The 15,528-nt window shown below is 33.4% G+C and carries 14 protein-coding genes; all 14 read right to left on the bottom strand.

Annotation, left to right across the window (positions count from 1 at the left end):
* Window positions 1-139: 139 nt before the first annotated feature.
* The 14 genes from G622_RS0105725 to G622_RS0105655 all read right to left on the bottom strand — a co-directional run bounded on the left by G622_RS0105725 (window position 140) and on the right by G622_RS0105655 (window position 15,482).
* On the bottom strand, window positions 140-1,327 hold the full coding sequence (locus G622_RS0105725) for a glycosyltransferase (RefSeq protein ID WP_026509898.1): 1,188 nt from the start codon (window positions 1,325-1,327) through the stop codon (window positions 140-142).
* Entirely contained in the window at window positions 1,302-1,682 is a 381-nt protein-coding gene (locus G622_RS0105720; RefSeq protein ID WP_026509897.1) for a hypothetical protein, read from the bottom strand. The genes G622_RS0105725 and G622_RS0105720 overlap by 26 nt, the downstream gene beginning before the upstream one ends.
* A gap of 43 nt (window positions 1,683-1,725) precedes the next feature.
* Window positions 1,726-2,817, bottom strand: coding sequence for a radical SAM protein (locus tag G622_RS24360; RefSeq protein ID WP_026509896.1), 1,092 nt, complete (start codon window positions 2,815-2,817; stop codon window positions 1,726-1,728).
* Window positions 2,808-3,980, bottom strand: coding sequence for a radical SAM protein (locus G622_RS0105710; protein ID WP_026509895.1), 1,173 nt, complete (start codon window positions 3,978-3,980; stop codon window positions 2,808-2,810). Before G622_RS0105710 ends, G622_RS24360 begins: the two co-directional genes overlap by 10 nt.
* Window positions 3,981-3,995: 15 nt before the next feature.
* Complete coding sequence (locus G622_RS0105705; RefSeq protein ID WP_242832962.1) at window positions 3,996-5,123, bottom strand: radical SAM/SPASM domain-containing protein; 1,128 nt, start codon at window positions 5,121-5,123, stop codon at window positions 3,996-3,998.
* A 64-nt stretch (window positions 5,124-5,187) separates the two neighbouring features.
* Window positions 5,188-6,603, bottom strand: coding sequence for a glycosyltransferase family 4 protein (locus G622_RS0105700; protein ID WP_026509893.1), 1,416 nt, complete (start codon window positions 6,601-6,603; stop codon window positions 5,188-5,190).
* A gap of 22 nt (window positions 6,604-6,625) precedes the next feature.
* Window positions 6,626-8,767 (bottom strand): hypothetical protein, encoded by a 2,142-nt coding sequence (locus tag G622_RS0105695; protein WP_026509892.1) that lies wholly within the window; start codon window positions 8,765-8,767, stop codon window positions 6,626-6,628.
* A gap of 9 nt (window positions 8,768-8,776) precedes the next feature.
* Entirely contained in the window at window positions 8,777-9,784 is a 1,008-nt protein-coding gene (locus tag G622_RS0105690; RefSeq protein ID WP_026509891.1) for a radical SAM/SPASM domain-containing protein, read from the bottom strand.
* Between the two features lie 180 nt (window positions 9,785-9,964).
* Window positions 9,965-10,933 carry a DUF1919 domain-containing protein gene (locus tag G622_RS0105685; RefSeq protein WP_026509890.1) on the bottom strand — a complete coding sequence of 323 codons (969 nt, stop codon included), beginning with the start codon at window positions 10,931-10,933 and terminating at the stop codon, window positions 9,965-9,967.
* A 3-nt stretch (window positions 10,934-10,936) separates the two neighbouring features.
* On the bottom strand, window positions 10,937-11,173 hold the full coding sequence (locus G622_RS0105680) for a phosphopantetheine-binding protein (RefSeq protein WP_026509889.1): 237 nt from the start codon (window positions 11,171-11,173) through the stop codon (window positions 10,937-10,939).
* 265 nt (window positions 11,174-11,438) lie between these two features.
* Window positions 11,439-11,927, bottom strand: coding sequence for a methyltransferase domain-containing protein (locus tag G622_RS0105670; protein WP_026509887.1), 489 nt, complete (start codon window positions 11,925-11,927; stop codon window positions 11,439-11,441).
* On the bottom strand, window positions 11,924-12,793 hold the full coding sequence (locus tag G622_RS0105665) for a formyltransferase family protein (RefSeq protein WP_026509886.1): 870 nt from the start codon (window positions 12,791-12,793) through the stop codon (window positions 11,924-11,926). Before G622_RS0105665 ends, G622_RS0105670 begins: the two co-directional genes overlap by 4 nt.
* Window positions 12,790-14,298, bottom strand: coding sequence for an amino acid adenylation domain-containing protein (locus tag G622_RS0105660; protein ID WP_026509885.1), 1,509 nt, complete (start codon window positions 14,296-14,298; stop codon window positions 12,790-12,792). Before G622_RS0105660 ends, G622_RS0105665 begins: the two co-directional genes overlap by 4 nt.
* 41 nt (window positions 14,299-14,339) lie before the next feature.
* Window positions 14,340-15,482, bottom strand: coding sequence for a CDP-glycerol glycerophosphotransferase family protein (locus tag G622_RS0105655; protein ID WP_242832961.1), 1,143 nt, complete (start codon window positions 15,480-15,482; stop codon window positions 14,340-14,342).
* Window positions 15,483-15,528: the final 46 nt, after the last annotated feature.

Genomic DNA, 15,528 nt, shown 5'->3' with positions numbered 1-15,528 from the left:
CCTTCCTAAGCCATATGCTTCCATTAGGTGCAACGACAGAATCATAGTACTTATTCCAATTTGATAACATTTCTTCTACGAGATTTTTATGTTCCATTTCCATGCAACTATTAAAATGCTCTACTACATAATATCTTACTTAATTAGTTATCACATTTTCAAATAGTTCTATATGTGCCTCTACATAGTTTTCAATGTTGTATCTCTTGATAAAACTTCGGCTATTACCTATAATTTCTTCTCTATAATTCTTATTATCAACTAAATATTCAATTTGTACTGCTAGAGCGTCCGTATTTTCATAGTCCACAGCAATCGCATTCTGTGGTGCTCCACTCACTTCTTCAACTATTGTATCTTTGAAACATACAACCAAACATCCAGCCGCCATCGCTTCTATCGCCATTAGACAGAACGTCTCTTGCCTTGACGGTATTATAAATATGTCACAACGCTTATAAAACGATACCATATCTTCTTTATTAAACATCCATCCATGTTCGGTTAATTCAAATTTATTCTTTATATCATTAGGAACTTTTCCATTGCCAACGCAGCTTAGCTTTATAGTACTAGTTGTACAAACCTTGCGTAGTGCATCATAAAGAAGGTCACATCCTTTTATATACTCATCCTCTGCACGAAAGCCTATGGTTATTTCTTTTGAGTTCTTTTTCTCCTTTTTTTGATATAGTTCTAGATCTATACCAAAAGGAATGATATGTATTTTTGAAAAATGCTTTGTAATTGGACTACTATTTAAGCAACGCTTCATATATTCTGAAGCCACAATGATATGTGGATTAATTTTTCCCAAACATTCTTTTTTTATAGTCCACATAGTTTTAGTGTTATCTTCCTTCATCGGAAAATACTCATTATCATAATTATCACAATTGAAGCATTGAGTTTGCCATTTTTTGCACCTTTTAGGTGGATTTATACAATTACCAGTAATCATCCATAAGTCGTGAATCGTCCATACAGCTCTGGCATCCATTATTTCTTGATAATCGTATAATGAAAACATCTGATGATAGGTAAAATGGTAGTGTAATATATCTGAATTGATGTAATGTTCATTCTTTACTAGTGAAGCTGCATACGGATAATAAATATTATTTAAACACTGCTTCTCTTCAATAAATCGTATTCTTTCTCTTTCAAATAATGAAATATCCATACTTTCGACTGTAGCATCATTACTGTATTTGTCTACAACTAACATATACGCTTCATGTCCTGTTTTGTTCAACTTACAGTGTAGATCATAGCCATTAAATGCTCGCCCGACAAGATCACTATTGTTTATTTCTAGTATCCTCATACATTTTTTTCCTAATATCAAAATATGTGGTTCTTATTTTATTTAAATCTACTTCCTTCGAAATCTTCAAAGGATAATCACCTTTTATGTCTTCCCAATATAAGATTTTACTTTTAGGAAAAATTGTTTTCAAAAATCGATATATACCACTATTTTTTTTGGGAGAAATAATGATTTTCAATTCCTTCTCGTTCTTTACTTTTTCGCATTCTAAAGAAAAACAGGTTACTGAATCTATAGTTTCCCCTACTTTTCTTTTGTCGCGATCCAGAAAGCCATCCACTTTAACACCATAGTCTTCAAGTATATATAATATTCGTAACCCTTGTTTTCCCGCTCCATATATTATTAGCAAGATTAGTCCCTATTCTCTTCAATAAACTAGTTGTACATTGCCATTAAAAGCTAACAAAGTCGCTTAATTGTATTTCATTATCACATCGTGACCATAGTATTTTAGATTCTACACAATAATCACATAATTCAACCTGCTCACTCATAGCTCGATTTAATGATTCAGCATCCTTGAAATCGCTGATCAAGTATATTCCTTTATTTGGAAATTTAGTTCCAAATCTCCTATTTAGTGCACTTACATACATTAGTGTTGGACATCTTGCGATTCTACCATCTGCAATGTTAACGCACCCATCTGACATACAGTATTTTTTTAGGGATGTATTATTATCTAGTACAAGCGGTTTATTAAAGATATTCTTTATATCGTATGATTTTAAAATATATTCAACATTTGACTTCTGGAGCCTAAGAAGGATTTTATCAAGAATCTTATTAGTTGCTTCATAAATAGAAATCGCTAACACTACACGATTATCTCTAGCTGCATTCAATATATCTTCATCGCATGCTAAAAGCAAAGTACCATTAGTTACTATTTCTATATCGGACTTCTGAAAACTCTTTCTTGCAGCAATTATATACTCTTTCAACTGGGGATTAAGGAATGGTTCACCTCCTAAAATAAAAAAAGAAAGAATATTCGTACTCAACTGAGAAAGCATTTCTATATCTCTAATCCTTTCTCCAAAATCAAACTCATCTGAATTATATAAAGGTGAAAAATGCGCACATCCACGACAATTAAGATTACAGCTATCAATAGCATGTAACTCAACATGTGGTATGAGATCACAATCGTAGTTGTCAATTTTTATGCATTCATTGCCAAGGAAATCCGCTAGTTCTCCATACGGTGGATTATCCTTCCGTATATATAAATAAACGTCCTTAAATCCGTTGAATTCCAAAAAAAGGAAAGCTTCCATAGCTTTTTTTCTAGATCCAATAGCTATTACAATTGGCAACCTTTTGTCACATTCTTTAATATCGGTAACCGTGTCTCCATTCAATGTAACAGTTTTATTCTTGTCTAAAATTGCTGAAATCCTCGTGGAATGAGCATAATAATTATTTAAACGTTCAGTTAAATGCTGTCCAACTGATCCAGCTCCATAAACTATTATTTCCATGTCAATTCCTTGTTTATCTGTTGAGCTGCAGTAATAGTTTTATTATATATATTATTGCCAGAACAATAATTGCAGGCACTATAACAATTTTTTCTCGACATATCTCTAATTTTTTTTCTAATCATTTCTATAGGCTTTTCAATGTTGAAATCAATTACCTCATCCTCTCGGTTTTTGAAATATCCTAGTCTCTCTCCATGTGCCGCTCTTGGACATACATACACTTTTCCTCTATAGAATGAAGAGCAATTTTTATTGTCACAGCTCATGAATAACTCTCTAAGCTTTTTAGAATCGTAATCTCTAAAGTCGAGATTTCCCATATCTTTCCATTCTAGATAATCATGTACATAATACCTAATATTGTTCTCATCGCATACCGCAATTAATTTGTCCAGCTCTTTACTCACTCTTCCATAATTAGCAACATGTATTGACACCTTTTCATTTGCAATCAGTTCCATTACATCATCTTCTGGAATAATCGTTGCATTGGTAAAAATAATTATTTTTTTTATCTTTTCGCTATTTATTACATGTTTAAGAAGCGCTGCTAGGTCTGGGTAAAGGAATGTTTCTCCACCCAGTATTCTCAATTCCAATAATTCATCAATCGAATCCAAATACCTATCAAATGGAACCATTATCTCATCTAAAGATATATGCTCTGGTTTTTTATATAGTGGCATAAGACTCCCACATCCATGACAACTTAGGTTACAATACTCAGTTACTACAAGATCTATGTTAGATATTATTATTTTATAACTATTTAAACCACTGAGCTTCGCTTTATATCGTTCTTTTTTTTCAATAATTTCTTTTTCATACTCGTTGAAATAATCAGAATAACTACCTGCATCCAAAACTTCATCAATCGAATAATAGTCTTTTACATTTAAGCTATTTAATTTATCCATCATTTCTTGTATATGATTTAAACTCGCAACTAAAATAACTCTATCCATTATCTCAGGTATTTGTTCTGGAAGAATAACTGACTTGCCTTGAAAACTTTTAATCATTGTTGCATTTGAATCAATAAATCCTTCTACATCTATGCTGTTTTCGCTTAATATCTTTTTTGTAATAGAGCCATAAGTTCCGGCACCATAAATATATACATGCTTAGCTTTAAGATCATCAATACTAATTGATTTCAATTAAAAAATCCTTTCCTATATTAAGTATAATGTGTCACAATATTTGCAGCGTTCAATGTTCTTTCTTCCATCCAGTATTTTTTTTCTTATCTGCTCAAATTTCTCTCCATTCCAAATGTTCTCCAATGAGTCAGTATTTAAATCACCCATTGTCATCTTTCCAAGCGCATCGTTACAGCACAACGAAACTTTTCCATCTGGTCTTACTACCATCTGCGTGAAAGGAAGTATACAACTTGCATTTGGATACTTTTCTATATTTTTTACATTCGGCGCATCTCCACCTCTACTAGTCATTATTTCTTCTGTTTTTCTTAACACTATTGTCGTACGATATTCCAAATCAGAATTACCTTTACAATACTCAAGAATTTTTTTTACACTAGGAATAATTTCCAATTGTTGATTGTAGTTATCAATGATTAATTCATCTAAATACTTCATTAGCGATTTATACTTTTCCACAGTTAAAAGAGTCCCATTAGTACATAAGTGCATTCTTGCCTTAGGTAAGTGTTCTCTTGCATATTTGTGAAAGTCTATTATTCTTTCATCTAAGAGAGGCTCATTATTTGAAAATAAAGCGATGCGCCCTGAATATGAATATTCTTCTAATTCATTAATAATCTTCTCAAATAATTTGGGATCCATTATGGAATAATTCCTAGAATCTATCCTTGCATTCACTGGACAAAAAGAGCAAATACCATTACACCTATTTACAGTTTCAATTTCAATATGATTAAAAAAACTAATTTCTCCATTTTTATATAATTCCTGAGTGATAGAATTTATCTCCAATACTTTAGCGCCACCATCGGTATCATTCCTTCTATCTAAATACGGATTGTATATAATATCAGGAGTATCAAAGTACGCATTCTGACTATAAATCACATAGTCTTCTATTCCTAAATCGTTAAGCTGCTTTTCCATCGCCCGCCAATGTCTACTTGCTATAACAATAGTTGAATCATTTTGACTATCAATAATAGTATGAATATCTTTTATTTCAATACCTGCCTTGTATTTCCCACATAGCTCAGGGTTATTATCGATAAAAAAGCTTATGTTATCCCTTCCGAATTTAGCAACTGCTCTGTTTCCAAGCGCTCCAGCACCAAATATAATATATTTTTTCAACGCATTCTCCATAAATTCACTTTCAAATTCTCTGTATATAGGATATTTTTTATTAATGTTGCATCTATGACAGCGTCATAAGTTTTAGTATATTGTTAATATTAAATTTAAGTTCCTTAATAGATAAGTATTTTTCAAAAATCATCCTTCCGCGTTCTCCTATTACTTTTAATTCATCCTTGTGATCAATACACCATTCGATTTTTTTTGCAAGCCCGCATGAATCTTCACTTTTAAAAACTAAACCGCTAATACCATCATCAATATAAGTTGCTATACCAGTAGCATCAGAGGTCATGCATACTTTTTTGTGTGACATTCCTTCAGCAAGTACTGTCGGAAGCATGTCTTCTCTTGATGAAGAAACCACAACATCTATACTCTCATAAAGTGCACCCATCTCATCTTTTTCAAAGTATCCTTTATAACTTGCACAATTACTCGCCTTAATTCTACTTAACAGTGGATTTTGAGAATCGCAAGTGCCAACAAACCAAACCTCTATTTTTTTTTGTACATCTTCAGGAAGTAAATCTATTGCATCGAGCATAATATCCTGCCCTTTTATATAGCTAAAAGCACCTATTACTGCAAAATGAAGTTTTTCCCTTCGCTCTTTTTTTCCAGTACTTATTGAATAGCCATGTATGCCGTAATGTAAAATACCCACATTTTTTACCGTAGGAAAAAAATTTATAAAACTTTTTTTTGCCAAATCACTAACAGCATAAACAATTAAATTATCTTCCCAATCTGGTTTAAAATTATAGCTCTCTTTTACCGTGTTAATTCTAGATGGTGGATCATGTATCCATAAAATAGTCTTCTTTATACTGCATATTTCAGTTGCAAACAATATCAAGTCTACAGAATTTACTATGACCAAATCATATTTATCTAACCATTCATCATCCATTGTTTCCAAGTCAGAATAAATGTCTGTTGTTTCTATAACATCTACACCCTTTTTATTAAAGATTTCTACTTCCTGTTTAGAAATAATATCAACAGCTAAATCTACATTGTTTCTAAGTTCTAATAACACATCAATAGTATTTCTTACTGCTTCAGCAGCTCCTCCAGTACTCATCTGTGTATACGCCAATAAGACTTTGTAACCCTGATAGCTGGCGCAGTCTTTCGTACTATTATGATGAATTCTTTTTCGCATATATTTTGCCGCAAAGTTGTTATATTGAATAATTTTGGAATCACTAACTCCGTATGTCACTAATTGTTCTTTTATTTTTTGATAATGAATGCTCATTACAACAACATAATCATATTCTGTTTTTGTAATTGAACTCGGTTCAGCTATAATATGACCAGCGAATTCTGTGCCTATTTTTTCCCTATCATTATCAACTAATGCAACAATTTCATTTTTCTCGAATAAATACTTTGCTCGATTTTTGAAATATAGTCCAGCGCCAAAGAGAACTAACCTTATTTTCTTGCGTTCCAATGAAAAATCTATCATTTTATCTCATCATACCTAATTGTTATTCAAAGACACTTGTTTCCTGTCTTTTCACCAATACATTGTCGCAGAAAAAATCCTTTTTCAGATTATCAGAAAGTTCTATACCTCTATCACATATTTCATCCCAAAAATCATTCACAAATTGTGTTGTGATTTCTCCATCCCATAAATCGATATAATCCCTAAAAAAGGACTTTATACCTTCGTTGATGTTTACTCTGATTACCCACCTTTTTTGATTCTCCATTTTAGGTTCACATATATACGCCCCATCATCATTAACAGATGAAATCATTCCATATGGCGCTGTTAGGATAGATTCAACAAAAGCAGCCTGTTTACGTATAGAAGATTTTAGTGCCAATGGATCATCTTCTTCTTGAAAACATGGGATTAAAGTATTATTAATAGCACAACTATTTTCAGGACTTAAATTTGCAACTAAATAAAGACCTGTCAAATGCTTCTTTATAGTCCTTGAAAGATATAGCTGATTATTACCGTTGAACCACAGATCAATAACAAAATCCTGCTCAGATAACTTTTTATTCTCTAAGTATTTCATATACCTTTTCTTCTGTTTTTCAAGATCAGCTATTATATCTTTTTTATAAGATTCTAACCACCCATTAACTTTTTTATAATCAATCGGCATTGTTATATTTTCATGTGCATGTTCATCATCGACAGGAAGTTCATAACTCAACCTTGTTCTGCAAAAATATTTAAAATCACCTATAAATGAAAAAGAAATTAATCTTTCCCAGCCATCCGGTTCATCTATCGCAGAAACTAATACAATTCGTCTCGAAATTGCCAAATAATCTGATGATAAAGAATTGTTTGCCTTCTCAAGTCCCTTTGAATACAGATTCTGCATGTAGTCATAGTCTCTCTTTAGCCAATAACCATCTCTTGCCAAAAAGAATGGTCTGCCTCCTTTTTCTTTAGTTTGATCCATGATCCACTTCAAGAAAACGTAGATTAAAGAGCCAAAGTATACATAACCAAGCGTTTTGCTATCACCAATCACAACATGTCCGCTATTTTGCTTGAGTGCAAATGGATTTTCAAACAGCCTAGCAGCTATTAATCCAGCGCAAAAATCATCCTTTGTCAAAATTTTTGATAGTACTCTTGACATGGTAGATTTTTCCCAAAGTTGAAATGCACTTAATATATGGATACTATCAATACCCAGTTGTGAGGGAATAGCAACATCACTTTGTTCATTGTCGCCAATATGCAAAGCCTTTTTCTTCCCAAGAGTCTTTTTGTATAGTTCCCACAAATCCCCTTGCTTCTTGGTAGCCTTCTTTTCACATGAAATCCAGATATTTAAATTAGAGTCTACTCCTGCATTCGTCAATAATTCTTTAATAAATTCTATAGGCAAATACATATCACTAATCAGGAATACATCTTTATCTTTTGCAATTCTATTTACCAGTTCAACAATAGCAAGGCGAGGTATTGAAATATCTTTTTCAATAGACATCTCAAGTTTTTTTAGATATTCCTTATCGTCGTTAGATAAATTCAGCCTTTCTTGCACCAAATCATAAATTTCGTCAAAGTTCAATAGCTCATTTATACATATAGCATTTATCTCAGTTCTCGTCTTGGCAATTTCTCCATAAATACCTTTTTCTTCATACGCCCGTTTCTCAAGTATTAAAAAAACATCTTTAGGCAAAAGTGTCTTCCTCATTATGATAGTATCAAAAATATCAAATGAAACCACATCATAGTTTAATGCCTTTTGGTATATACCATCACCATCTAATTCCCAGTAAGGGTCAGCATCACGAATTGAAGAGTCTATGCTAATCGCTTGCTGACCACTCCTAAAGTATATTGGAATTTGGGATCCTGAAATGCGCCTAAGAATTGTATTCCAATACATTTCCTGAGTATTAATAATAATTAAGTCCGCATTTTTCTCTGCATATTTCAAATCTACAACTTTTATGCCATTAATCTCTTTTCCAATATTCTCTGGATCTTTATCCAATAGACCAACAAAATCAAATTGGTTACTGAGTTCAGATAAAATCGTCGCTGTATATCTCCCTATTCCATATAATACTATGCGTTTATCTTTTAACCAGGAAAATGCTGTTTTAAATTGTTCTATTTCGTGTTTATATGCTTGTTCCACTTAAATCCCTTACAATTTTTTTAACAACTCTTTCGCCCAAGGATCCAGTATATCCGCCTCTGTAGTAATATCATTCGGAATAGTGCATTGCTTACAAATAGGATGCATAAACCGCTTGCCTTCCAGTTGCATCCTTAGAAGTTGTTTTCTCTTTTCACTATTCCAAATGTTCACAAGTGAATCTTCATAAATATTTCCAAAATAGAAATCGTTGGGAATGTCACAACACGCTGCTGTTACTTTGCCGTCAGCTGCAACTCTGAATCTATAGAATGGTCGATTGCATACTGTATGTATTTCTTTTTGCTTGACATTTTCTCGACCATTGATGGCCTTTTCATAGATTTCGCCATCAATTGTGTTGTAATCAATATCCGCATACATAGGAATTATCTTCTCAATAAAAATGCTGTCAGCGATTGGTCCAAAAATTTCATTAAACTTCTTTTCGCCATCTGGAACGTCATCAATAGCTATATCAGCTATTTTCATTCGTACCGATATATTGCCACGATTATCAAAAAGATACTTGAGATTATCTACAAAACGGTCAAAGTCTACTTTGATCCCACAAGTCTTTTTATAAGCCGGTGCATCAAGACCCTGAAGTGAAATACGGATTATGTCAACACCTGAGGCAATCAGTTTATCTGCTCTCTCTTTATTTATGAGAAGACCATTCGTAGTGAAGTTGATTTTATCAGCAACTTCAGCTTCTTTTGCCATTGAAATCATCTGTTCTAGGTTTGGATTACACATGGATTCTCCAAAGGAGAACATTTCCATCACCTTATATTTACGTGGGAATTCTTTGGAGTCTGAGAGGATTCTGTCCATTAGTTCCAAGGACATGTTTCCTTCATATACACCGTGATTTGGCTTGGAATGTGCACAATAAACACAGCGGGCATTACACAGCGAAGACACCTCGACCTTTAGATTGTATGGAGTATCCAACGGTATAACATCCTTCAAAAAAGTTCTATCTTCATTTCTCCACTGTTTATATTCTGCCATGTTACTCTTCCTTAGATATTTTCTCAACTCAAAGTCAACTAAATCTCGCTCATATTAGATACCAAGAATCTTGGAATTGACCCAAAAGTAGCTTGACATTATGTGCCTATTCACGCATCGTAGCCATATACACATTCTCTTGGCTCTAGTTCATGTAAAAAGCCAACACATTTTATCATATTATTCATTGATCCACCCCAATAAATCAAACCACTCTTCTACTACAATCCCCCTTTCTCTAAAGTTGTTATGGTTGATACAAATAGTATTATTTAACTCCCCAAACATTCGGGTTCGTAGTAAAAGAAGATGCTTATTTTTAATTTCACAATAGTCTTTTGCTTCTTTGTATGTAATGGGCTCTCTCTCATAAGTCTCTTCCATAACAAATGCTAAATTGTCATAATCAACAGCTTTCCTTAGTCTGTTCCATCTTTTCAAAGCTCTTTGATATTCCTGATTCTCGTCATCCCCATGAAGAAAATATACAAATACATCATCGATCCTTCCAATTATTGTCTTTTGCCCGTTATATAATCCATAATGAGAAAAACTAATGTCTTTCGATAGATATTTTCGTGGTTCTTTACAAATTTTAATAAAATCCTTTGGTCCAATATGCGTATTTATAGTTGGTGATTTAAATATCACCCTTTCACCTAACATGTTATAAATCATTCCAGCATTACAACTGTTTGAAAGAATAGAAGGTAATTCTTTTCGTACAAGCTTTGCTCTAAAATATGATAGCATCGTATTGAAATCTATTCTCTTATCACCATGTATAAAATCATTATTATAGGGAGTGAGCAGGATAATATTTGAGCTGTTGACCGAATTAGAATATAGTTCAAAAATAGAATTAATTACTTTCTCTGGATCAGCTATTGCAGAAATTACACGAACATGTTGATTCAGAGTTTGCAGAAACGTTGGTGATTCAATAGGTAACAAAATCTCCTCAACCATAATACTTCGTTTTTTTTCTGAATCAACCTCTATATTTCGATCCAAAAAACCATTTACTTCAATCCCACATTTTATTAAAAACCACGCAACTCTATATCCAATTCTTCCTGCTCCATATATATAAAGAGGGCACTCAAAATCTTCGATAAATTTTCTAGTGTCATTAGTGGTTATTACCATTAGCTATGTCCTCCACTTATCAAGTGGTTGCATCAGAGAAACAATAGCCTCTATTGTTTTGAAGTTTTCTTCAATGACATATTTGGCATCTATCTCGATGTCAAACTCCTCTTCCAAAGCATTAACAAGATCAATTACTTGAAAAGAATCAAGCAATCCTGCTTCAAAAAGATTATCCCCTTTATAATCCCTAATCTCCTCGTTGATACCATCAATAACTTTTAATATCCTTTCTTCCATTTTGGCTCTCCTTAAAGCTTTAATATCACATCATATCTATATTTAGTAAGCTCATTAACAATGTCGCCAGCTTTATCACTCACAGAAACATCCTGTATTTGATCAAATCTTTTTGTTATTGTCTCAAAGTAGTCTCTACTAATCCATAACTCATCTGAACGATCAGTTTTAACCATATCAATATTTGGATTATTTGCCTTAAAAAGCTTAAGTTCATCTATAAACTCGCTAAGCTTTTGACTATCTAAAAGATCGCCCAGATAAACTATACCCCCGTGCCAATCATGGAAATACAATTTTCTATCACATCTTCAAAATACTCCATACTTGGAAAATACTGACATACACTATTAATGATGATAATATCCATCTCTTGGTGTACCGCTTCTTTTAACTTATCAGCAGAACAATTTATAAGTTTAATATTTGAAATGCCATTACTTTCAATGTACTCCTGATTAATTCGCAAGTTTTCTTTAGCCATATCAGTTCCAATATACTCTTTTACAAAAGGAGCTATTTCGAACATCGTTAACCCGGAGGCACCACCAATCTCTAAGGCCTTTTTCTCTTGTGATAGATAAGGTACGAGCTTATCCTTCGTATTACTGACGTATTGTTCCATTTCCTCTGAAGAAAAAGGTTTACCTCCAAAACTTGAGTACCACCCACCCCTAGAGATACTATCAGTAGATTTCACTGCAATATAATCCCACAATCTTGGATTTCGTAATCCTTTCAACTGTCCAGTCAATATGATTCCTCCTCAGAATTTTTATATCGTATCAATAAGTACTTACCATTCCCAAATTTCAGCGATATGACATTATTGGCTTTTGCATCTTCTTGGCAAATGCGATAACGAATCACTTCTCTCAGTTTTCCATCTATTATAAATTTTGCTGGAGGAAATACTGAAGCTTTGCCATAATCAATGGACCTTAACAATCTATAAATTTTATCTGGATTATCATGAATCGAAAACAATCCATTTTGTGGTATCTCATCGGAATAATAAATTTTTCTACTAGATTCTATGTCCTGATTAGTAACTTTTGCTTTTTCAAGTAAAACTAAATCAATACACTTCTCAAATCCACATATGGAGATCTTCATCTGATCACTCACTAGCTGATACGCCTTTTCATCTCCATCAATTTGGCAGAACTCTTGATTTATAATAGCGCCATCGTCTATTCCACTGGATACGTAATGCCACGTAATACCTGTGGTTTTTTCTCCCATATAAATAGCCCACGTAGCAGCATTTCTCCCTGGATAATTAGGCAAAATAGCATTATGAAAATTTATAATGACAATATGTTCTTTTTCTACAATTTCCTTCGGAAACAAATAGTAATTCCCAACACTTATTATCAATGATTTCTCAGTAATAGAAGAAAAGAATTTCGTAAGATTATCGTGTTCAGTCTCCCTTATATGAGCAATGCCAACTTTATCAGCAAATCTTCCGGCTGGACTATATAAAGCATCGCCATTATCAATGTATAAGATGTCATACAGATAATCCTTTTTCTTTCTTTCAACTATTCGCAAGACTCCCTCTGCCACGTTCCAAGAGCCAATCACAATAACTTTCTTAAATGATGTATAATTCACAACAATTCCTTTAAACGAACCCTATCTATTTTTCCATTCGCATTCATTGGCATATCTCTCATCACTATCACTTTACCAGGAAACATATATGCAGGAATCAAATTCATAAGCATTTGATTAATCTCTTCTTTAGGTATCTCTTTGTCAATAAATAGCGTGATTCTACAACGCTGTTCATCATAAAGGCAGCAGCATTGTGATACTCCCTCCAAAGAAGAAACTGCTGTTTCAATCTCTCCCAGTTCAATACGGTGACCCATATGCTTAATTTGATAATCTTTTCTAGACATATAGACCAACTCGTGCTTTTCGTTATACTGAACTATATCACCAGTACGATATATTTTTTCAGGATAAGAATCATTTATCGGATTTTGGACAAAAGCAGAATCTGTTTTCTCTTTATTATTGTAATAACCTTTAGAAAGACAACTACCTCTAACACATAATTCTCCTGGTTTTCCTTCATCTGAAATTAGTTTGTTTTCTTCATCCAACACCATTATTTCCGTATTTCGCATTGGTTTTCCAATAGGAAGCGGTTCATCATCCCTAAAGTCTCTGTCTACTATATAATAGGTACATGCATCCGTGATTTCAGTAGGTCCATACAAATTAGCATACAAAACATTCGGTAAAAACTTTCGCCAAATATTCAGCTGCTTATTTGGCATAACCTCACCACAAAATAGTATTCTTTTTAACGTTCCTGTTAAATCCACATTGCGAAGCGCTTTCAGTTTTGATATTACTATCAAAGCAGAAGGAACCCAAAAAATAGTACTTATTTCTTTTTCCTTCAAATAGTTTAACAATGGGACAGGTTGTGAGAATAGTTTCCTAGGAATAAGATACAGCGCCGCACCTGATTTCATAGATGAGTATATATCCAAAATAGAATTGTCAAAATAAAAAGGCGCTTGATTTCCGAAAGAATCATCAAATGAAATTGAAAACGTATCTACCACCCAGTCAATATAATCAATTACACTTCCATGAGATATACATACTCCTTTAGGCACTCCAGTGGATCCTGATGTAAATAAAACGTATAAAAGGTCTGTATCCAAAATATGTTCTTGTATTTCAAGCACATCTCCAAAATCATCTACACATCTAATATCTTCATAGACTATTATTTCTCCCTTGTAGTCCAATTTTTTAATGGCAGAAAAAAGATTTCTCGAAGTAATTATTAACCCAGGTTCTAGTATTTCAAGTATTTTTTCTACTCTTGCCTTTGGCATTGTCGTGTCAATTGGCGAATAAAAGTTCCCGCTATATGCAGTCCCCATAAAAGAAACTAAAACAGCTGCGCTTTTATCTAAATAAACAACAATCGGTCTCTTTGGCCCATAATTCATTTCAATTATCGCTTTTGCTATCCCGAGACTCTTTTTTCTATATTGACTCCATGTCATGCTGTAATTTTCGTCTATGATAGCCATTTCATTTGGATATCTTTTTGCAGTATTGTCTAGCCAATGTAATACATTTGTCTGCATAATTCTTAAATCATCACCTTCTAGTTACTCTTCCTCAGATATCATTCCTCAGCATAATTATCCAGTATCACGTCCACCACTCTCTCACTTGCATGCCCTTCCTCAACAACACAATATTTATGCATAAAGGACTCTACATTTTCTCTATATCTGTTTTCATTAAATAATTCTGCATTCTTATTTAATAAGTCATTATCTTCCGCTATATCAAATGGCAGTTCCTCTCTTTTCCACATAAACTGACCACGATTTTTAACATATTCCTGTACATCATCCGCGAAAAGTAATACCGGAATTCCAGCAAAAGCTGCATCGAATGCGCAGCTGCTATAGTCTGTTATCACCATGTCACATCCGCCCATTATTTCGCTAATATCAGGCATTTGACTTACATCTATCAATCTCTCATCCTCTGATAGGAGAGGCATTTTGTCCAATTTTGCAGACAATTGTGGATGAAGTCTTAGCAGCACCTTCCATTCACAGTTGTATTTGTCCGTTAAAGTTTTTATCAATCTGTCAAAGTCTATTTGTGGAGTCTCAGCTATTACCTGCTTTTTCCCTTGCTGATTACCTCCCCGAAAGGTTGGAGCAAATAGTAATAATTTACAGCTGATATCAAGACCGAGCTTTTCTCTTATAGCTTTATATAATTCATCTTTATTGTTAATCATTGGATCAATTCTAGGTGATCCCACCCTTAACGTTGGTCCGCTGTAAAGAAGCTTTTTAGGATATACATCATCACAATACTGTGAATTAGTCAGAAAGTAATCAGCCAAATTAGAATCCCATTCACTGACCATCCGCGCTATTGTAGGAAATGCATCTCCTCTGTATAGACCGACCGCCTTAAATCCAATTGTTGCATGCCAGGTTTGAATATATAGCTGGTCCTTACGTTTAAGTGTTCCATAAGGTTTTCTGTAATTGTCGATCCAGATTCTGGCTGTTGCCAGGTAATACACGGTATTTAAAGTACTATCTTCTACTTTCTTGACATACTCAGGAAATTCTTTTGTAGTATCATGAAGAAGCCATACTATCTCTAGATCAGGCCTTCTTCTATGCAATTCTTCAGCTATATATCTTGGATTGCAGCAAAAGCCACCATCTCCTTCGTAGGAAGAAAAAACCACCCTGTTCTTCTTGACAGGCAAAAGCCACATTATTCGAAAAAGCAAGCTTAATGTGCCTGCTTTTCTTTTTCTCATCTGTATATATTTATCA

The organism is Butyrivibrio sp. LC3010 (genome assembly GCF_000424385.1).
Lineage (GTDB): Bacteria > Bacillota > Clostridia > Lachnospirales > Lachnospiraceae > Butyrivibrio.
Note: the sequence above shows the minus strand (reverse complement) of the source record. Positions and strands in the feature narration are given on the sequence as shown.